General features: G+C 61.8%; 18 protein-coding genes. 13 read left to right on the top strand and 5 right to left on the bottom strand.

The window, feature by feature from the left end; genetic code table 11:
• The first annotated feature begins 125 nt into the window (after positions 1–125).
• From BMZ57_RS21465 to BMZ57_RS21405, 13 genes are all read left to right on the top strand, one after another.
• Positions 126–1391: a glutamate-5-semialdehyde dehydrogenase gene (locus tag BMZ57_RS21465; RefSeq protein WP_069673125.1), complete on the top strand. Its 1266-nt coding sequence runs from the start codon at positions 126–128 to the stop codon at positions 1389–1391.
• Positions 1391–2035, top strand: a complete 645-nt coding sequence (gene nadD, locus BMZ57_RS21460; protein WP_010206794.1) for a nicotinate-nucleotide adenylyltransferase — start codon at positions 1391–1393, stop codon at positions 2033–2035. Before BMZ57_RS21465 ends, nadD begins: the two co-directional genes overlap by 1 nt.
• Before the next feature lie 69 nt (positions 2036–2104).
• On the top strand, positions 2105–2599 hold the full coding sequence (gene rsfS, locus BMZ57_RS21455) for a ribosome silencing factor (RefSeq protein ID WP_010206793.1): 495 nt from the start codon (positions 2105–2107) through the stop codon (positions 2597–2599).
• Positions 2600–2608: 9 nt separating this feature from the next.
• Positions 2609–3076 carry a 23S rRNA (pseudouridine(1915)-N(3))-methyltransferase RlmH gene (gene rlmH / locus BMZ57_RS21450; protein WP_003176297.1) on the top strand — a complete coding sequence of 156 codons (468 nt, stop codon included), beginning with the start codon at positions 2609–2611 and terminating at the stop codon, positions 3074–3076.
• Between the two features lie 15 nt (positions 3077–3091).
• Complete coding sequence (gene mrdA, locus BMZ57_RS21445; protein WP_021492969.1) at positions 3092–4990, top strand: penicillin-binding protein 2; 1899 nt, start codon at positions 3092–3094, stop codon at positions 4988–4990.
• A gap of 31 nt (positions 4991–5021) precedes the next feature.
• Positions 5022–6125 carry a rod shape-determining protein RodA gene (rodA, locus tag BMZ57_RS21440; protein ID WP_042570827.1) on the top strand — a complete coding sequence of 368 codons (1104 nt, stop codon included), beginning with the start codon at positions 5022–5024 and terminating at the stop codon, positions 6123–6125.
• Positions 6126–6142: 17 nt separating this feature from the next.
• Entirely contained in the window at positions 6143–7153 is a 1011-nt protein-coding gene (gene mltB / locus BMZ57_RS21435) for a lytic murein transglycosylase B (RefSeq protein WP_069673126.1), read from the top strand.
• Positions 7153–8157 carry a septal ring lytic transglycosylase RlpA family protein gene (locus BMZ57_RS21430; protein WP_010206787.1) on the top strand — a complete coding sequence of 335 codons (1005 nt, stop codon included), beginning with the start codon at positions 7153–7155 and terminating at the stop codon, positions 8155–8157. Before mltB ends, BMZ57_RS21430 begins: the two co-directional genes overlap by 1 nt.
• A 180-nt stretch (positions 8158–8337) precedes the next feature.
• On the top strand, positions 8338–9495 hold the full coding sequence (locus BMZ57_RS21425; protein WP_010206786.1) for a D-alanyl-D-alanine carboxypeptidase family protein: 1158 nt from the start codon (positions 8338–8340) through the stop codon (positions 9493–9495).
• Positions 9496–9579: 84 nt separating this feature from the next.
• Complete coding sequence (locus BMZ57_RS21420; protein ID WP_010206784.1) at positions 9580–9855, top strand: DUF493 domain-containing protein; 276 nt, start codon at positions 9580–9582, stop codon at positions 9853–9855.
• A complete protein-coding gene (gene lipB, locus BMZ57_RS21415; RefSeq protein ID WP_069673127.1) occupies positions 9855–10502 on the top strand; it encodes a lipoyl(octanoyl) transferase LipB in 648 nt (215 codons plus the stop codon). The genes BMZ57_RS21420 and lipB overlap by 1 nt, the downstream gene beginning before the upstream one ends.
• A 26-nt stretch (positions 10503–10528) precedes the next feature.
• Complete coding sequence (gene lipA / locus BMZ57_RS21410) at positions 10529–11530, top strand: lipoyl synthase (protein ID WP_162098517.1); 1002 nt, start codon at positions 10529–10531, stop codon at positions 11528–11530.
• A 155-nt stretch (positions 11531–11685) separates the two neighbouring features.
• On the top strand, positions 11686–12606 hold the full coding sequence (locus tag BMZ57_RS21405) for a S66 peptidase family protein (protein WP_044287938.1): 921 nt from the start codon (positions 11686–11688) through the stop codon (positions 12604–12606).
• A gap of 130 nt (positions 12607–12736) precedes the next feature.
• Here BMZ57_RS21405 and BMZ57_RS21400 read toward each other — a convergent pair whose 3' ends face one another.
• From BMZ57_RS21400 to leuS, 5 genes are all read right to left on the bottom strand, one after another.
• Positions 12737–14062 (bottom strand): lytic murein transglycosylase, encoded by a 1326-nt coding sequence (locus BMZ57_RS21400; protein WP_010206779.1) that lies wholly within the window; start codon positions 14060–14062, stop codon positions 12737–12739.
• A gap of 61 nt (positions 14063–14123) precedes the next feature.
• Positions 14124–14288 carry an alternative ribosome rescue factor ArfA gene (gene arfA / locus BMZ57_RS21395; protein ID WP_003176285.1) on the bottom strand — a complete coding sequence of 55 codons (165 nt, stop codon included), beginning with the start codon at positions 14286–14288 and terminating at the stop codon, positions 14124–14126.
• Between the two features lie 228 nt (positions 14289–14516).
• A complete protein-coding gene (gene holA, locus BMZ57_RS21390; RefSeq protein WP_042571616.1) occupies positions 14517–15554 on the bottom strand; it encodes a DNA polymerase III subunit delta in 1038 nt (345 codons plus the stop codon).
• A gap of 39 nt (positions 15555–15593) precedes the next feature.
• Positions 15594–16199, bottom strand: coding sequence for an LPS-assembly lipoprotein LptE (locus BMZ57_RS21385; protein ID WP_010206777.1), 606 nt, complete (start codon positions 16197–16199; stop codon positions 15594–15596).
• An 88-nt stretch (positions 16200–16287) separates the two neighbouring features.
• A complete protein-coding gene (leuS, locus tag BMZ57_RS21380) occupies positions 16288–18894 on the bottom strand; it encodes a leucine--tRNA ligase (protein WP_010206776.1) in 2607 nt (868 codons plus the stop codon).
• Between the last annotated feature and the right edge of the window lie 107 nt (positions 18895–19001).

The following is a 19001-nucleotide window of genomic DNA, read 5'->3' as shown; positions in this document are numbered from 1 at the left end:
ACCTTAATTACCGCTGAACCCCAGGTTTTTACAGTTCATTTCGACCATCCGCCCCTCACCGCTGTCAGTCGGGCGGCGTCACAGCTATAATCTGCCGCTTTCCTCCCTGCCAAGACTCCCTGACTATGACTGAGTCCGTTCTTGACTACATGACCCGCCTGGGTCGCGCTGCCCGTCAGGCCTCGCGGCTGATCGCCCGTGCGAGCACTGCGCAGAAGAACCGTGCCCTGCTGGCCGCCGCCGCCGCTCTGGATGCCTCGCGCTCCGAGCTGACCGCCGCCAACGAGCAAGACCTGGCCAACGGCCGCGCCAATGGCTTGGAACCGGCCCTGCTGGACCGCCTGGCGCTGACCCCGGCACGTATCGACGACATGATCGAAGGCCTGCGTCAGGTGGCCAAGCTGCCTGACCCCATCGGTGAAATCCGCGACATGCGTTACCTGCCATCCGGCATTCAGGTCGGCAAGATGCGCGTGCCGCTGGGCGTGATCGGCATCATTTATGAGTCGCGTCCAAACGTGACCATCGACGCCGCGAGCCTGTGCCTCAAATCCGGCAACGCCACTATCCTGCGTGGCGGTTCCGAGGCGATCAATTCCAACCGTGCCATCGCCGCGTGCATCCAGCAGGGCCTGGCCGTGGCCGAGTTGCCTGCCGAAGTGGTGCAAGTGGTGGAAACCACCGACCGCGCCGCCGTAGGCGCGCTGATCACCATGCCCGAATTCGTCGACGTGATCGTGCCGCGTGGTGGCAAGAGCCTGATCGAACGTGTCAGCCGTGATGCCAAAGTGCCCGTCATCAAGCACCTGGACGGCGTGTGCCATGTGTACATCGACATCGCCGCCGACATCGACAAGGCGATCCGCATCGCCGACAACGCCAAGACCCACCGCTACGCCCCTTGCAACACCATGGAGACGCTGCTGGTGCACGTCGGCATTGCCGATCGCGTGCTGCCGCCGCTGGCTGCCATCTACCGCGACAAGGGCGTGGAACTGCGGGGCTGCGGGCGTACCCGTGCGCTGCTGGGCGCGGACGTGATCGACGCGACCGAGCTTGACTGGTACACCGAATACACCGCGCCGATCCTGTCGATCAAGATTGTCGACGACCTCGACGAGGCCATCGAACACATCAACACCTACGGCTCCAAGCACACCGACGCGATTGTTTCCGAGCATTTCAGCGATGCCCGGCGTTTCCTCACCGAAGTGGACTCCGCTTCGGTGATGATCAACGCCTCGACGCGTTTTGCCGACGGCTTCGAGTACGGCCTGGGGGCGGAGATCGGTATTTCCACCGACAAACTCCACGCCCGCGGCCCGGTTGGCCTGGAAGGCCTGACCAGTGAGAAGTACGTGGTGTTCGGCGATGGTCATGTGCGCACTTGATGGGTAAACGCATCGGGCTGCTCGGCGGTACCTTCGACCCCGTGCACATCGGCCATTTGCGCAGTGCCCTGGAAGTCGCGGATGCCCTCGCGCTGGACGAGCTGCGCATGATGCCCAACGCTCGGCCGCCCCATCGCGATACGCCGCAAGTGTCGCCACAGCAGCGCCTGGAAATGGTGCGCCTGGCGGTGGACGGCATAACGCCGCTGGTGGTGGACGACCGCGAGCTCAAGCGCGATAAACCGTCCTACACTGTGGACACCCTGGAATTGATACGCGCCGAGTTGGCCGTGGATGACCAGTTGTTTCTGCTTTTGGGCTGGGACGCATTTTGCGGCCTGCCCTCTTGGCATCGCTGGGAGGAACTCCTCCAGCATTGCCACATCCTGGTTTTGCAACGCCCGGATGCCGACAGCGAACCGCCGGATGCCTTGCGCAACCTGCTGGCCGCGCGGTCGGTAAGTGACCCCTTGGCCCTGACCGGGCCGAACGGGAATATTGCATTCGTCTGGCAGACCCCGCTTGCGGTGTCCGCCACCCAGATCCGTCAACTGCTGGCCAGCGGGAAGTCGGTACGTTTCCTGGTGCCTGACGCGGTCCTGGCCTACATCGATGCGCACGGGCTTTACCGTGCGTCGAACTGAAAAGGCGCGCTCGAACCTACGCACAGTCGTAGAGCGGGCGCCCGAACATACGAGCAAAACGAGTTTTATATGACGAACAAAGACGTAAGCAAAGTTAAGCGCAAAGGCACCTTCAAAAGCGCTCCGCTGCCAGTAGAAGCCCACACCGGCCCTGAGCTGGCTGGCGAAGAACTGGTAAAAGTCGCCGTGGCGGCCCTTGAAGACGTCAAGGCCCAGGACATCCAGGTACTGGACGTGCGCGACAAGCAGAGCATCACCGACTACATGATCATCGCCACCGGTACCTCGAACCGCCAGATCGGCGCGATGCTTGACAAGGTCCGCGAAGCCGTCAAAGCCCAAGGCGTGAAGCCGCTGGGTGAAGAAGGCAAGGGCGACAGCGACTGGGTGCTGCTGGACATGGACGACGTGATCGTTCACATGATGACCTCCAACGCCCGTCAGTTCTACGACCTGGAGCGTCTGTGGAAAGGCGCCGAGCAGAGCCGTGCCGCCGATGGCAAGCACCACAGCCCGGAAGTGGGCCACGCGCACTTCGACAAGCTGAACAAAGACCAGGAATAAGGAACGGCTGTGCGCCTGCGTCTGATTGCTGTCGGTTCACGCATGCCCAAGTGGGTGGAAGAAGGCTGGCACGAGTATGCCAAGCGTCTGCCCGCTGAGCTGTCGCTGGAATTGGTCGAGATACCGCTCAATACCCGGGGCAAGAATGCCGACGTGGCGCGCTTCATCCGTCAGGAAGGCGAAGCCATGTTGGCCAAGGTCGGGCCCAATGAGCGCATCGTCACCCTCGAAGTCCACGGCAAACCCTGGAGCACCGAGCAGTTGGCGGTGGAACTGGATCGCTGGCGCCTGGATTCGCGTACGGTCAACTTCATGGTCGGCGGCCCCGAAGGGCTGGCGCCGGAAGTCTGTGCGCGGGCGGATCAGCGTTGGTCGCTGTCGGCGCTGACGCTGCCGCACCCGTTGGTACGGATTCTGATCGGTGAACAGCTGTATCGCGCCTGGACAGTTCTGTCCGGGCACCCTTACCACAAATAATCTGCGCCCCTCCCGATGACCCAGCCGATCCGCATCAAGGACCACGAGAAAGACGCACGTCTTGTACGCTCGCGTGTGGTGTTTGGCGCAATCATGGTGGTGGCGTTGTTGGGTGTGCTGATCGCACGCCTGTATTTCCTGCAGGTTATCCAGTACGACTATCACTCCACCTTGTCGGAAAACAACCGGGTGCATGTGCAGCCGATCCCGCCGACCCGCGGGCTGATCTTCGACCGCAATGGCGTGGTAGTGGCGGATAACCGGCCCAGCTTCAGTCTGAGCATGACCCGTGAGCGCTCCGGTGACTGGCAGCAGATCCTCGATGTGATCGTCGAGGTGCTGCAGCTGACGCCGGAAGACCGGGCGATCTTCGAGAAACGCATGAAACAGGGGCGCCGGCCTTTCGAGCCGGTACCGATCCTGTTTGAGCTGACCGAAGAGCAGATCGCACGGATCGCGGTGAACCAGTTCCGTTTGCCGGGTGTGGAAGTGGTGGCGCAGTTGGTGCGGCATTACCCGCAAGGGCCGCACTTTGCTCACTCTGTCGGTTACATGGGGCGAATCAACGAAAAAGAGCTGAAAACCCTCGATCCGGTCAATTACAGCGGCACCCACCATATCGGCAAGACCGGCATCGAGCGTTTCTACGAGCCCGAGCTGCACGGCCAGGTGGGTTACGAAGAAGTCGAGACCAACGCTCGTGGCCGCGTGCTGCGGGTGCTCAAACGCACCGATCCGGTGCCCGGCAAGGACATCGTGCTGAGCCTGGACATCAAATTGCAGGAAGCGGCGGAGATGGCCTTGGGCGGTCGTCGCGGCGCGGTGGTTGCCCTGGATCCGAAGACCGGCGAAGTGCTGGCGATGGTCAGCCAGCCAAGCTTTGACCCCAACCTGTTCGTGACCGGCATCAGCTTCAAGGCTTACGCCGAGTTGCGTGACTCCATTGACCGGCCACTGTTCAACCGCGTACTGCGCGGTCTGTACCCGCCGGGGTCGACGATCAAGCCGGCGGTGGCGATTGCCGGTCTGGACGCGGGGGTGGTCACGGCCTCCAGCCGGGTGTTCGACCCGGGCTACTACATGCTGCCCAACTACGATCATAAATACCGTAACTGGAACCGCACCGGTGACGGCTATGTCGACTTGGACACCGCGATCATGCGCTCCAACGACACCTATTTTTACGACCTGGCGCATAAGCTGGGCATCGACCGCTTGTCCGCCTACATGGGCAAGTTCGGCCTCGGCCAGAAGGTCTCCCTGGACATGTTCGAGGAATCCCCCGGCTTGATGCCGTCGCGGGAGTGGAAACGAGCGACCCGTCGCCAGGCGTGGTTCCCGGGTGAAACCCTGATTCTTGGCATTGGCCAGGGCTATATGCAGGCCACGCCGCTGCAACTGGCCCAGGCCACGGCACTGGTGGCGAACAAAGGTATCTGGAACCGTCCGCACCTGGCCAAGACCATCGAAGGCGAAAAGCCGGTGGATGACAACCCGATCCCGGACATTGTGCTGCGCGATGCGTCGGACTGGACCAAGGTCAACCACGGCATGCAGCAAGTCATGCACGGCGCCCGTGGCACCGCACGCAAGGCGGCGGTTGGCGCGCAATACCGCATCGCCGGCAAGAGCGGTACCGCTCAGGTGGTGGCGATCAAGCAGGGTGAAAAATACGACCGCACCAAGGTCCAGGAGCGCCACCGTGACCACGCCTTGTTTGTCGGCTTTGCCCCGGCGGACGACCCGAAAATCGTGGTGGCGGTGATGGTCGAGAACGGCGAGTCCGGTTCCGGCGTCGCTGCGCCCGTGGTGCGCCAAGTGATGGACGCCTGGCTGTTGGCCGACGACGGCAGGCTCAAGCCCGAATATGGCGGCCCCCCTTCAAGCACCGAGGTTACGGCCCGTGAAGAGTAATTTTGACCGCATCCTCTCCAGTGAGGATGTGATGCGTCGCCGTGCGACGTTGCTGCAGCGCATGCACATTGATGGCCCGTTGCTGATCCTGCTGCTGACCCTGGCGGCCGGCAGTCTGTTCGTGCTGTATTCGGCCAGTGGCAAGAACTGGGACCTGCTGATCAAACAGGCGTCGTCGTTCGGCCTGGGGTTGTTGTCGATGGTGGTGATCGCCCAGCTTGAGCCGCGCTTCATGGCGCGATGGGTGCCACTCGGTTATGTCGCTGGCGTGCTGCTGCTGGTGGTGGTGGACGTGATGGGCCACAACGCCATGGGGGCGACCCGCTGGATCAACATCCCGGGGGTGATTCGCTTCCAGCCGTCGGAATTCATGAAGATTCTGATGCCGGCGACCATCGCCTGGTACCTGTCCAAGCGCACCTTGCCGCCGCAGCTCAAGCACGTGGGGATCAGCCTGATTCTGATCGGGGTGCCGTTCATCCTGATCGTGCGCCAGCCCGACCTTGGCACCTCGCTGCTGATCCTGGCGGGCGGTGCGTTCGTGCTGTTCATGGGCGGATTGCGCTGGCGCTGGATCCTCAGCGTGCTGGCCGCCGCCGTGCCCGTGGCCGTGGCCATGTGGTTCTTTTTTATGCACGACTACCAGAAGCAGCGGATCCTGACGTTCCTCGACCCCGAAAGCGACCCGTTGGGCACGGGCTGGAACATTATTCAGTCGAAGGCCGCCATCGGTTCCGGCGGAGTATTTGGCAAGGGTTGGTTACTGGGCACCCAGTCGCACCTGGACTTTTTGCCCGAGAGCCATACCGACTTCATCATTGCGGTGATGGGCGAAGAGTTCGGCCTGGTGGGCATATGCGCGCTGTTGCTGATCTATTTGCTGTTGATTGGTCGCGGCCTGGTGATCACCGCGCAGGCGCAGACGCTGTTCGGCAAATTGCTGGCCGGTGCCTTGACCATGACTTTTTTTGTTTACGTTTTCGTCAACATCGGTATGGTCAGTGGCCTGTTGCCGGTGGTTGGGGTGCCGTTGCCGTTCATTAGCTACGGCGGAACTTCGCTGGTGACATTGCTGTCAGCGTTTGGGGTTTTGATGTCGATTCATACGCATCGTAAATGGATCGCGCAGGTTTGAATAAGGTGAAGATGTCAATGCAAGTAATGCGCGGCTGGGCGACTCGGCACGCGTCCTGGATGGGCCTGCTTGGGCTGCTGGGCGCAACGCAAGAGGCGCAGGCCGGTGACTACGATGGTTCACCCCAGGTCGCCGAGTTTGTCGGTGAAATGACCCGCGACTATGGTTTCGCCGGTGAACAACTGATGGGCGTGTTCCGCGAAGCCCAGAAGAAGCAGGCGATCCTCGACGCCATCTCTCGCCCAGCCGAACGCGTGAAACAGTGGAAGGAATACCGCCCGATGTTCCTCACCGACGCCCGCGTGGCGCGGGGTGTGGACTTCTGGCGCCAGCACGAGGCGGTACTGGCCCGCGCCGAGCAGGAATACGGCGTGCCGGCCCAGGTGATTGTCTCGATCATTGGTATCGAAACCTTTTACGGGCGCAATACCGGCAGTTACCGGGTGATCGACGCCTTGTCGACCCTGGGCTTTGATTACCCGCCGCGCGCTGACTTCTTCCGCAAGGAGCTGCGTGAATTCCTGCTGCTGGCGCGCGAAGAACAGGTCGACCCGCTGACCCTCAAGGGTTCCTACGCCGGGGCGATGGGCTTGCCGCAGTTCATGCCGAGCAGTTTCCGCGCCTATGCGGTGGATTTTGACGGCGACGGGCATATCAATATCTGGAGCAACCCCGACGACGCCATCGGCAGCGTGGCCAGCTACTTCAAGCGCCATGGCTGGGTCGCTGGCGAGCCGGTGGTGATCCGCGCCGACGTCACCGGGGACCGTGCCGATGAAGGCCTGACCCAGGGCATCGAGCCCGCCAAGACGGTCGGGGAGTTGCGGGCGCTGGGCTGGTCGAGTCAGAATGCGCTGCCTGATGATATGCCGGTCACCGCGTTCCGCCTCGAAGGCGAAAACGGTCCGGAATACTGGATGGGCCTGAAGAATTTCTACGCAATCACGCGTTATAACCGCAGTGTGATGTACGCCATGGCCGTGCATCAGCTGTCAGACATGCTGGTCCAAGCACGGGGCAACAAGTAATGCGGGCATCGCCGTTCTATCAACCGCTCAAGCTGGTGGCGTTCGCCGCGTTGTCCTTGCTGGTCGTCAGTTGTTCCACCACCAACAGCCGCGCGCCGGCGCAGAAGTCCGGCGGCGCAGTCGTCCGTGCCCAGCCAGGCCTGGACATCAACCGCGCGCACAAAGACGGCGCGCCGTGGTGGGACGTCGACGTGTCAAAGATCCCGGATGCCACGCCAACCCTGCACACTGGCCCGTACAAGGCCAACCCCTATACCGTGCTGGGCAAGAGCTACTTCCCGCTGCAGGAGTCCAAGACCTACGTGCAATCGGGCACGGCGTCCTGGTATGGCACCAAATTCCACGGCCAGAACACCGCCAACGGCGAAGTGTATGACCTGTATGGCATGAGCGCGGCCCACAAGACGTTGCCGCTGCCCAGCTATGTGCGGGTGACCAACCTGGACAACAACCGCACGGTGATCCTGCGGGTCAACGACCGTGGGCCGTTCTACTCGGACCGCATCATCGACTTGTCCTACGCCGCCGCGAAGAAACTCGGTTACGCCGAAACCGGCACCGCGCGCGTCAAGGTCGAAGGCATTGACCCGGCCCAGTACTGGGCCCAGCGTGGCAAGCCGGCGCCGTTGATGCTCAACGAGCCGCAAACCCAACAGCCGCAAGTGACGGCCTCCACGGGCAAGATCGAGCAGTGGACGCCGCCGCCGGCACAGCACGCGCCTGATACGGTGGTCGTGCCCCATGCGGCGCCTGGCGCATCCATGGCCGGCGGGCAATACCTGCAGGTGGGTGCTTTCGCCAACCCGGATGCGGCAGAACTGTTAAGGTCCAAGCTCAGTGGTATGGTCAACGCGCCGGTGTTTATCAGCTCCATCGTGCGTAACCAGCAGACATTGCACCGTGTACGCATGGGCCCGATCGGCTCGCCGAGCGAAGTCGCACACGTACAGAACAGCGTACGCATGGCCAACCTGGGGCAACCCAGCGTGGTCACTTCAGAATAAGTAAGCATTGATGGTTCAGGCTCGTGCGCGGGCTCGAACCCTGGTTGTTGGCTCGTTGAACAATAAAAACCCAGGGGCAAGGGGTGAGCGGGCAACCGAACACGCGACAGTCTGGCAACGGGCTGTCTGAATAAGTTTTGCCCGCGAGGGCAAGTTTCCATAAGCAATTTCGAGAGACGGATGAACATCACCACCTTAGCCAAACGCACGTGCCTGCTTCTTTCGCTGATCATCACCCCGGCCGCCTGGGCCGTTGAAATGGTGCCGGCTTCCCCGCAACTGGCCGCCAAGTCCTGGGTCCTCATGGATGCCGCCAGTGGCAACGTGCTGGTCGAGAGCAACGGTGACCAGCGCCTGCCGCCGGCCAGCCTGACCAAACTGATGACCGCCTACATCGCGACCCTGGAAATCCGTCGCGGCCAGATCGGCGAGAACGACCCGGTCACCGTCAGCGAAAACGCCTGGCGTACCGGCGGTTCGCGGATGTTCATCAAGGTTGGCTCGCAGGTCACCGTGAGCGACCTGCTGCACGGCATCATCATCCAGTCCGGTAACGACGCCAGCGTCGCCCTGGCCGAGCACATCGCCGGCAGCGAAGACGCGTTCGCCGACATGATGAACAAAACCGTGGCCGACCTGGGCATGACCAACAGCCACTTCATGAACCCGACCGGCCTGCCGAACCCAGAGCACTACTCGTCGGCTCACGACATGGCGATCCTGGCGCGCGCGATCATCCGCGTCGACCCGGTGCACTACGCTATCTACTCCCAGAAGGAATTCTTCTGGAACAACATCAAGCAGCCTAACCGCAACCTGTTGCTGTGGCGCGACAAGACCGTCGATGGCCTGAAAACCGGCCACACCGACGAAGCCGGCTACTGCATGGTGTCGTCTGCTGTCCGTGACGGCCAACGCTTGATCGCCGTGGTCTTCGGTACCAACAGCGAGCAGGCCCGTGCGGCCGAGACGCAAAAGCTGCTGACCTACGGTTTCCGTTTCTTCGAAACCCAGACCTTCTACCAGAAGGGTGCTGAGCTGGCGACCGCGCCAGTGTGGAAAGGCGCGACCTCCCAGGTCAAAGCCGGCCTGGCCGACGACCTGACCCTGACCATGCCTAAAGGCCAGCTGAAAAAGCTCGCGGCCAGCATGACCATGAACCCGCAATTGGTTGCCCCAATCGCCAAGGGTGATGTGATCGGCAAGGTCGAAGTCAAGCTGGACGACAAAGTGGTGCACAGCGCCGACCTGATCGCCCTGGACGCCGTCGACGAAGGTGGTATCTTCCGCCGCGTCTGGGATAGCATCCGTCTATTCTTCTACAGCTTGTTCAACTGATAGTGTGCACCTGCAAAGCCCCGCGTTGATCCGACGCGGGGCTTTGCCCGTCGCCACGGCTTACGCTTACGAGGCCGTTACGCCATGACCGATAAAGAAGTAAAGGCGCCAAAGATCGAATTCCCGGTGGTGGACTATCCCATCAAGGTGATCAGCGATACCGGTGTCGGCCGTAAAGACCTGATCCTTGAGATCGTGCGTAAACACGCAACGATCAACGATCAGCGCGTGGACGAACGATCCAGTTCAACCGGCAAATACACCACGATCCAGTTGCACATCGTTGCGATCGATCAAGACCAGCTCTACAACATCAACAGCGAACTGCGGGCCACGGGCTTCGTGCACATGGTGTTGTGATGTTTCACGTCCTGGGCTTTCGCGAGCTCGGCCGGATGGACTACGAGCCCGTCTGGCACGCCATGCAGCGGTTCACCAACGAGCGCGGCACGTCGGCACCCGATGAAATCTGGTTGGTGGAACACCCGCCGGTCTTCACCCAGGGGCAGGCCGGCAAGGCCGAGCATCTGTTGCTGCCGGGTGATATTCCGGTGGTGCAGGTCGACCGAGGGGGTCAAGTGACTTACCATGGTCCGGGTCAACTGGTGGCGTATCTGCTGCTGGACGTTCGCAAGCTTGGGTTCGGCGTACGTGACTTGGTAAGCCGTATGGAGGCTTGCCTGATCGAGCTGTTGGCCAGTTACGGCGTGAGCGCCGCGGCCAAGCCCGATGCACCCGGTGTGTACGTGGACGGCGCGAAAATCGCCTCCCTCGGTTTACGCATTCGCCACGGTTGTTCCTTTCATGGCCTGGCCCTGAATGTGGACATGGACCTGGCACCGTTCCGGCGCATCAACCCGTGTGGCTATGCCGGGTTGGCGATGACGCAACTGAGCGACCATGCCACACCGATTAAATTTGCCGAGGTAAGTGCCCGGCTGCGTGCGCAGCTCGTCAAACACCTCGACTATGCTGAGCAGACGACCCTTACGGGCGGAATCGACTGATTATGACTACTGATGCAGTGCAAACCATGATCCCGACGGTGGACGTTACCGAACGTCCGGCCCCGGCCCCGCGTGCCAAGGTGGAAGCCGGCGTCAAGCTGCGCGGCGCCGAGAAGGTTGCACGCATCCCGGTGAAGATCATTCCGACCACCGAACTGCCGAAGAAGCCTGACTGGATCCGCGTGCGCATCCCGGTTTCGCCGGAAGTCGACCGTATCAAGGCCTTGCTGCGCAAACACAAGCTGCACAGCGTGTGCGAAGAAGCGTCCTGCCCGAACCTGGGTGAGTGCTTCTCCGGCGGTACCGCCACCTTCATGATCATGGGTGACATCTGCACCCGTCGTTGCCCGTTCTGCGACGTGGGCCACGGCCGTCCGAAGCCATTGGACGTCAACGAGCCGGAAAGCCTGGCCATCGCCATCGCCGACCTGAAACTCAAGTACGTGGTGATCACCTCGGTTGACCGCGACGACCTGCGTGACGGCGGTGCCCAGCACTTTGCCGACTGCATCCGCGAGATTCGCAAGCTGTCGCCGAACGTGATGCTCGAAACCCTGGTGCCGGACTACCGTGGTCGCATGGAGGTCGCGTTGGAAATCACCGCCGCCGAGCCACCGGATGTGTTCAACCACAACCTGGAAACCGTGCCACGCCTGTACAAGGCGGCGCGTCCGGGGTCGGACTACCAGTGGTCGCTGACCCTGCTGCAGAAATTCAAGCAGATGATGCCGCACATCCCAACCAAATCCGGCCTGATGCTGGGCCTGGGCGAGACCGACGAAGAAGTCATCGAAGTCATGAAGCGCATGCGCGAACACGACATCGACATGCTGACCCTGGGCCAGTACCTGCAACCGTCCCGCAGCCACTTGCCGGTGCAGCGTTTCGTGCACCCGGACACCTTCGCCTGGTTCGCCGAGGAAGGTTACAAGATGGGCTTCAAGAACGTGGCGTCGGGGCCGTTGGTACGTTCCTCGTATCACGCTGATGAACAGGCCAAGCTGGTCAAGGCTAGCCTGGTTTCCTGATCGGGGTTCAGGCCCAGTGTGGGAGGGGGCTTATGTGGGAGGGGACTTGCCCCCGATTGCGGTATGTCAGTCGCTACATGTGCTGGCTGATCCACCGCTATCGGGGGCAAGCCCCTTCCCACATTTCGCTCCGCGTTAGTTAGGGAGAGTTGTGTATGACCGCCGCCGTTCCTGCCCTTCGTAGCGAAGGCACCATCGCCCTGATCGCCCCCGCCGGCCCCGCCACCCTGGACGTCGAAAAAGCCGGCCAATGGATGCGTACTCGCGGCTACGACCTGCGGATCTTCCCCGGCGTCTATGAACGCGATGGCTACCTCGCCGGCAGCGATAAAACCCGCCTCAACGACCTTCACAACGCCTTCGCCAACCCCGATATCGACGCCATCTTCTGCCTGCGTGGCGGTTACGGCACGCCACGCTTGCTCGACAGCCTGGACTTCGACCTGTTGCGCGCCAACCCCAAGCCATTCGTAGGCTACAGCGATATAACCGCTCTGCACCTGGCAATCAGCCGCTACGCCGGTTTTGTGACCTTCCACGGGCCGATGCTCAACGCCGACCTGTTGGGTGACAAGCAGCAACCTACCGAGTCTTCATTGTTCAGCATGCTGCGCGGCCAATTGGGCGCTGGCAGCGTGCTGGCGCACCCGGCAGCTTACCCGCTGACCACCCTCGAACCTGGCATTGCCTGTGGGCGCTTGCTGGGTGGCAACCTGTCGATGATCGCGGCGGTCATGGGCACGCCCTTCGAGATCGACGCAGAAGGCATCATCCTGCTGATCGAGGACGTCAACGAGCCGATCTACCGCATTGACCGCCTGCTGACGCACCTGCGTTTGGCGGGCAAGCTGGCGCAGGTTGCCGGTGTGCTGGTCGGGGATGTGGCGGGGGTGGACGGTGCCGCGCTGGAGCGCCTACTCAAGCAGACCTTCGAACCCTTGCGCATTCCGGTGCTGTCAGGCTGGCGCAGCGGGCATTGTGATCCGAATCTGACGCTGCCGATGGGCGCGTTGGTCAGGCTGGATGCGGGGGAGAAGAGGGTGGTGTTGGAGCAGGATGTGGTGTTCAAGGCCTGAGCTTGTTGTCGCCTAACAAACCGCCTTCGCGAGCAAGCCCGCTCCCACATTTGTCAGCATTCCAAAGTTGGAACTCGGTCAAATGTGGGAGCGGGCTTGCTCGCGAAAGCGGTGGCAGCCATAAGCCGATCTAGCGGTTCTGCAACGATTCCAGCAGCTTCACCGTCGGATAGCCATCCGCCGGCCAGCCCAGCGCTTGCTGCGCTGCACGGATCGCCTTGCGCGTATTGGCGCCGATAATGCCGTCCGGGTTGCCCGCGTCATAGCCATTGGCACTCAAGGCTGTCTGCAGGTCGATACGCTGCGAGCGGCTCAACGGCAGCTCATCCTTCGGCCAATCGCCACGAATCACGCCACCGCCCGCGAAGCGTTCCGACAGCAGGCCAACCGCCAATGCGTAGGACGACGAGTTGTTGTACTTGAGGATTGCACGGAAGTTATCCAGCACCAGGAAGGCCGGACCACGGTAACCGGCCGGCAATAGCAAGGCAGCGGACAGTTGGTCAACGTTCGGCGGCAGGGTTGCGCCCGGCGGCAGTTGGATGCCCAGTTTCAGCCATTCAGCAACTGTCTTGCGGATGCCGCCATCGGCCAGTGCGTAATCGAAATTCGCCGGCAGTTGTTTCACCTCGAAGCCCCACGGCTGGCCCTTCTGCCAGCCGGAGCTTTGCAGGTAGTGCGCGGTAGAGGCGAGGGCGTCGGCCGGGCTGTTCCAGATATCGCGGCGACCGTCGCCATCGAAGTCCACGGCGTGGGTGTTGTAGGTGGTCGGGATGAATTGGGTCTGGCCCATGGCGCCGGCCCAGGAGCCTTTCATCTGGTCGGCCTGGATATCGCCATGCTGGATGATCTGCAACGCGGCCAGCAATTGCGCCTGGGCGAATGCTGGGCGACGGCCTTCATAGGCCAGGGTCGCGAGTGAGCGGATCACTGAGTTATTGCCCTGGAACTGGCCGAAGTTGCTCTCCATCCCCCATACCGACACCAATGCCTGGCGGTCGACGCCATAGCGTTGTTCGATGCTTTGCAGGATGTCGGCGTACTTGATCAACAGCGACTGGCCGTTACGTACGCGCAGTGGCGAGAGGGCGCCATCGAGGTACTCCCACACCGGGCGGGAAAATTCAGGCTGGCTGCGATCGGCCCGGATCACCGCCATGTCCGGGGTGACATTGGCGAAGGCGTTGTCGAACACGGCAGCGGTGATGCCGGCCTGCAGGGCTTGCACACGAAAGCCCGCCTGCCATTCGGCGAAGGTCTGGGTCGGTTGGATGTCCAGATTGTCCACGGCCAGCGGGGCCACGACAGCGGGCGCTACCACGGGGGCGGTCTGGAGTTTGGGCAGGGGTTGAGCGTCGGCGGCGGTCGGTTTTTCCGCGCAGGCGACGAGCAGAATGAGGCTGGAGGCAGCGATCAATTGGCGAAGGTGCCAACGATGGGAAAGACTAGAGGGCATGCACAGGTCCAGGGATTACAAATCAGGTGCAGACCTTATCATGTCAGAGGGGCGCTTGCCTTCAGGCAGCCAGAAAGTAAGAAGCCTCCCAGCTATTAGACTGGAAGGCTTCGCGGCGGTAGCTGCCTTTGCCCTTGCCGGCGCGTTCCTGACGGCTGCGGAACAGTGGCTGGGCGATGATGGATTTGGCCTTGTTGGGGCCATGCTTGGATGGCTTTTTGCTCATGGACGGTACTCTCGTCAGGTGGGATGAAGCGGTGCAAATCATCTGCCGAAGTCGGGCCGCTGTAAAGCCCGGCGATGTGTAGGTGTTTTCGTAAGCTGAAGTAAGCGCGGTGAATGTGGGGGCTGGCTTGCCTGCGATAGCATCAGCTCGATGCCTCTGAAAAAACGAGGTGCCTGCATCGCGGGCAAGCTCGGCTCCCACAGGGGAACGTGGTGTTTCAAGAGGGTGTTATTCGGCGGGGAGGGTCAAGCGCTGGCCGGCCATCAACAGCGACAAACGGCTCAGGCTCATCCATGGCGAACCGGCCGCCTGGCCCTTGATCTGTGCGTCGATGCGCTGCGCTTCCAGCAAGAGTTGCGCCCAGCGTTGCGCCGAGTGCCGCTGCAGCGCTTTGCTCATCAGCGGTTTGCGCTTGTCCCATACCGGCGGCCGGGCTTGGCTGAAGGCCTTGTCCAGCGGCGTGCCCTGGCTGTATTGCAGGGCAATATTGGCCAGTACGCGCAGTTCACGGGCCAGGGCCCAGAGAATCACCGGTGGTTCCACCCCTTCGCCACGCAGGCCTTCGAGCATGCGCAGGGCGTGGGCGGGTTCGCCATTAAGGATCGCGTCCACCAGTCCGAACACATCAAAGCGTGCGCTATCCGCCACGGCGCCCTGGACGGTCTCGACGGTAATCTGCCCGTCTTCGGCCATCAGCTTGAGCTTTTCGATCTCCTGGGCGGCGGCAAGCAAGTTGCCTTCGACCCGGGCGGCGATCAGCTCCACCGCGTCCTGGGTCGCCGACAGCCCCGATTGGGACAGGCGCTGGCGAATCCACTGCGGCAGCTGGTTGCTGTCCACTGGCCAGATCTGGATGAACTGGGTGTGCGCCCCTTCCACCAGGGCCTTGCCCCATTTGGTTTTCTGCGCACTGCCGTCGAGCTTGGGCAGGCTGATCAGCAGCACCGTGTCTTCGGCCGGGCGTGAGCAGTATTCCATCAAGGCGGCAGCGCCTTTGTCGCCCGGCTTGCCCGAAGGCAGGCGCAGTTCCAGCAGGCGTTTTTCGGCAAACAACGACATGCTTGCGCCAGCTTGCAGCAGCGTGCCCCAGTCGAAACTGGCGTCGGCGCTGAAGACCTGGCGTTCGTCGAAGCCTTGCTGGCGTGCCGCCATGCGGATGGCGTCGGCGGCTTCCTGGCACAGCAGCGGGTCATCGCCGCTGACGATATAGACAGGCGCAAGGCCACCTTGCAGGTGTTTGGCGAGTTGGGCGGGAGCGAGTTTCATAGGCAGGGCGAACGGGGCGTTTGGGGCGCCCCGTCTGGCTTACTCGACAGGTACTTCAACAGGCGATTGTTTCGGCGTGTTGTCTTCGTACTCTTTGGCGGCTTTCAGCGCATCAGCGTCGGCCTTGGCCTTGTTGTCAGCGGCCTGCTGCAGGGCTTCCAATTGCACTGGCGTCAGCAGTTGCAGGCGCAGGATCATGCGCTGGACCAGCTCACGACGCATTTCCTTGCGCACTTGGACGATTTCCGAGTCCGAGCCCACCAGGTTGTTGCCATCGTGGCTCACGACCTTCTGGACCTGGATCTTGTCACCCATCAATGGCAGATGGTCGCGGCCCTGGATTTGAAAGCTCAGTTCGGTGCTCAACTCGATGTCCGACGCACGGCCGGCGCTGGCGTAGCTCAGGTTGCGCTGGGTTTCTCTCTCATCAGCCAGGAACAGCTTGTAGGTCGCGCCGGTATAAACGTGCACGCCGCTGTTTTCCAGAACCTGGCGCAACTGAATCACGGTGTCGCCGTAGGCATTGCGGGCGCTGACGTCCAGTTCCTTGATCGCCAGGTCGTTGGTGCCGGTGCCGCGCAGCTGGAAGCCGCAAGCGCTCAGCAGCACGGCAAGGCCCATTACCAGCAAATTGCGTTTGATCATTTTGTTGCTCCCCTTGAAACCATGTGGGCCTTATCGAGGCCCTGAAGGCTTTGTTCGACGCAGGGCTCAAGCCCTGCGCCCGATCCGATTAGCTAGCGACGATATTGACCAGTTTGCCAGGCACCACGATCACTTTGCGGATCGTCAGGCCTTCGGTAAAGCGCAGCACGTTTTCGTTGACGCGGGCAGCCGCTTCAACGTCTTCGCGGCTGGCGGTAGCCGGCATGTCGATCTGGCCACGCAGTTTGCCGTTGACCTGGATCACCAGTTGCAGCGTGTCCTGTACCAGGGCGCTGTCATCCTGCACCGGCCAGCGTGCATCGATGACGGCTTCGCTGTGGCCCAGGCGGTTCCACAGGTCGTGGCTGATGTGCGGCGTGATCGGTGCCAGCAGCAGGGTGACCGTTTCCAGGCCTTCCTGTACCAGTGCACGATCCTGTTCGGTCGCTTGTGGTGCTTTTTCCAGCACGTTCATCAGTGTCATCACCTGGGCGATGGCGGTGTTGAACTTGTGGTTCTGGCCCACGTCCTGGCTGGCTTGCTTGATGGCCAGGTGGGTGCTGCGGCGAATCAGTTTCTGCTCGTCGCTCAAGGCGTTCACGTCCAGTTTGCCCGGCAGGCCCTGGCTGATGTGGGCGTGCGCCAGGCGCCAGACGCGCTTGAGGAAGCGGTGCGAACCTTCGACGCCGGAGTCGGACCATTCGGCGCTCATGTCGGGCGGCGAGGCGAACATCATGAACAGGCGGCAGGTGTCGGCGCCGAACTGATCGATCATCGACTGTGGGTCAACGCCGTTGTTCTTTGACTTGGCCATCTTCTCGGTGCCGCCGATTTCCACCGGCAGGCCATCGGCGATCAGCTTGGCGCTGATGACCTTGGCTTTGCTGTCGCGCTCAAGCTCAACGTCGGCCGGGTTGAACCAGGTATAGGCGCCATTGGCTTCTCGGCGATAGTAAGTCTCGGCGACCACCATGCCCTGGGTCAGCAGGTTCTTGAACGGCTCATCGGAGCTCACCAGGCCTTCATCGCGCATCAGCTTGTGGAAGAAGCGCGCATACAGCAGGTGAAGGATGGCGTGTTCGATACCGCCGATGTACTGGTCAACCGGCAGCCAGTGATCGGCCGCGGATTTTTCCACCAGGCCACCCTCGTAGTGCGGCGAGGCGTAACGGGCGTAGTACCACGAGGACTCGACGAAGGTGTCCATGGTGTCGGTTTCACGCTTGGCAGGCTGGCCGCATTTCGGGCAGCTGCATTCGTAGAACTCGGGCATGCGCGCCAATGGCGAACCGGCGCCATCCGGTACCACATCTTCCGGCAGGACAACCGGCAGTTGGTCTTCCGGTACTGGCACGTCGCCACAGCTTTCGCAGTGAATGATCGGGATCGGGCAGCCCCAGTAGCGCTGGCGGCTGATGCCCCAGTCACGCAGACGGAACTGGGTGCGCGAGGCACCGAGGTTTTTCTTGATCAGTGCAACTTCGATTGCATCGAAAGCGCCTTGGAAGTCCAGGCCGTCGAACTCGCCGGAATTGATCAGTTCACCGTGCTCGCCGTAGGCGTCTTGCCACGGGGCCGGGTTGGTATCGCCCGAGCTGGTGCGCACCACGGATTTGATCGGCAGGTTGTATTTGGTGGCGAATTCGAAATCGCGCTCGTCGTGAGCCGGCACAGCCATTACTGCGCCATCGCCGTAGTGCATCAGCACGTAGTTGGCGACCCAGACCGGCAGCTTCTCGCCCGTCAGTGGGTGCTCGACGAACAGGCCGGTGGGCAGGCCTTTTTTCTCCTGGGTGGCAACGTCGGCTTCGGCCACACTGCCGCCTTTGCATTCGGCGATGAACGCCTGCAGCTCAGGGTTGTTCTGTGCGGCCTGGGTGGCCAGCGGGTGCTCGGCGGCCACGGCGACGTAAGTCGCGCCCATCAGGGTATCCGGACGGGTGGTGAAGACTTTGAGTGCGCCCGCTTCGCCGATCGAGTCGACGTTGTACGGGAACTGCACTTCCATGCCTTTCGACTTGCCGATCCAGTTGCGCTGCATGGTCTTGACCTGCTCAGGCCAGCCCGGCAGGTCGTCGAGGCTCGACAAGAGCTCATCCGCATAGGCGGTGATCTTGAAGTAGTACATCGGGATTTCGCGCTTTTCGATCAGCGCGCCGGAGCGCCAGCCGCGACCGTCGATCACCTGTTCGTTGGCCAGGACGGTCTGGTCGATCGGGTCCCAGTTCACGGTGCCGCTTTTTTTGTAGATCACGCCTTTTTCGAACAGGCGAGTGAACAGCCATTGTTCCCAGCGGTAGTAATCCGGCTTGCAGGTGGTCACTTCGCGGGACCAATCCACCGCCAGGCCCAGGCTGCGCAGCTGGGTTTTCATGTAGGCGATGTTTTCGTAGGTCCACTTGGCGGGCGCCACGTTGTTTTTCATCGCGGCGTTTTCCGCCGGCATGCCGAAGGCGTCCCAACCCATGGGTTGCAGGACGTTCTTGCCTTGCATGCGCTGGTAACGGGAAATCACGTCGCCGATGGTGTAGTTACGCACGTGCCCCATGTGTAGCTTGCCGCTGGGGTAAGGGAACATCGATAGGCAGTAGTAAGTCTCCTTGCCTGGCTGTTCACTGACTTCAAAGGACTTTTGCTCGTCCCAGAAGGTTTGGGCGGCATTTTCTATTTCACGGGGCTGATATTGTTCGTGCATGGCTACTTTTGAACTGAATAGGGGTGGCCTAATCCTCTTCGGTGCAACATTCAGGTTGATCGACACCAAAAAGCGGCGCGTCCGTGCCCAAACCCTGCGGGAAGTGG

Source organism: Pseudomonas simiae, from assembly GCF_900111895.1.
Lineage (GTDB): Bacteria > Pseudomonadota > Gammaproteobacteria > Pseudomonadales > Pseudomonadaceae > Aquipseudomonas > Aquipseudomonas simiae.
This window is presented reverse-complemented; position numbering and strand designations above follow the sequence as displayed.

Excerpts from the sequence above, each read along its gene's own strand:
- rsfS (WP_010206793.1), top strand. The coding sequence starts at position 2,105 with ATGACGAACAAAGACGTAAGCAAAGTTAAGCGCAAAGGCACCTTCAAA.
- BMZ57_RS21465 (WP_069673125.1), top strand. The coding sequence starts at position 126 with ATGACTGAGTCCGTTCTTGACTACATGACCCGCCTGGGTCGCGCTGCC.
- BMZ57_RS21420 (WP_010206784.1), top strand. The coding sequence starts at position 9,580 with ATGACCGATAAAGAAGTAAAGGCGCCAAAGATCGAATTCCCGGTGGTG.
- BMZ57_RS21405 (WP_044287938.1), top strand. The coding sequence starts at position 11,686 with ATGACCGCCGCCGTTCCTGCCCTTCGTAGCGAAGGCACCATCGCCCTG.
- lipA (WP_162098517.1), top strand. The coding sequence starts at position 10,529 with ATGATCCCGACGGTGGACGTTACCGAACGTCCGGCCCCGGCCCCGCGT.
- nadD (WP_010206794.1), top strand. The coding sequence starts at position 1,391 with ATGGGTAAACGCATCGGGCTGCTCGGCGGTACCTTCGACCCCGTGCAC.
- mrdA (WP_021492969.1), top strand. The coding sequence starts at position 3,092 with ATGACCCAGCCGATCCGCATCAAGGACCACGAGAAAGACGCACGTCTT.
- rodA (WP_042570827.1), top strand. The coding sequence starts at position 5,022 with ATGCGTCGCCGTGCGACGTTGCTGCAGCGCATGCACATTGATGGCCCG.
- leuS (WP_010206776.1), bottom strand. The coding sequence starts at position 18,894 with ATGCACGAACAATATCAGCCCCGTGAAATAGAAAATGCCGCCCAAACC.
- lipB (WP_069673127.1), top strand. The coding sequence starts at position 9,855 with ATGTTTCACGTCCTGGGCTTTCGCGAGCTCGGCCGGATGGACTACGAG.
- arfA (WP_003176285.1), bottom strand. The coding sequence starts at position 14,288 with ATGAGCAAAAAGCCATCCAAGCATGGCCCCAACAAGGCCAAATCCATC.
- BMZ57_RS21430 (WP_010206787.1), top strand. The coding sequence starts at position 7,153 with ATGCGGGCATCGCCGTTCTATCAACCGCTCAAGCTGGTGGCGTTCGCC.
- BMZ57_RS21400 (WP_010206779.1), bottom strand. The coding sequence starts at position 14,062 with ATGCCCTCTAGTCTTTCCCATCGTTGGCACCTTCGCCAATTGATCGCT.
- BMZ57_RS21425 (WP_010206786.1), top strand. The coding sequence starts at position 8,338 with ATGAACATCACCACCTTAGCCAAACGCACGTGCCTGCTTCTTTCGCTG.
- holA (WP_042571616.1), bottom strand. The coding sequence starts at position 15,554 with ATGAAACTCGCTCCCGCCCAACTCGCCAAACACCTGCAAGGTGGCCTT.
- mltB (WP_069673126.1), top strand. The coding sequence starts at position 6,143 with ATGCAAGTAATGCGCGGCTGGGCGACTCGGCACGCGTCCTGGATGGGC.
- BMZ57_RS21385 (WP_010206777.1), bottom strand. The coding sequence starts at position 16,199 with ATGATCAAACGCAATTTGCTGGTAATGGGCCTTGCCGTGCTGCTGAGC.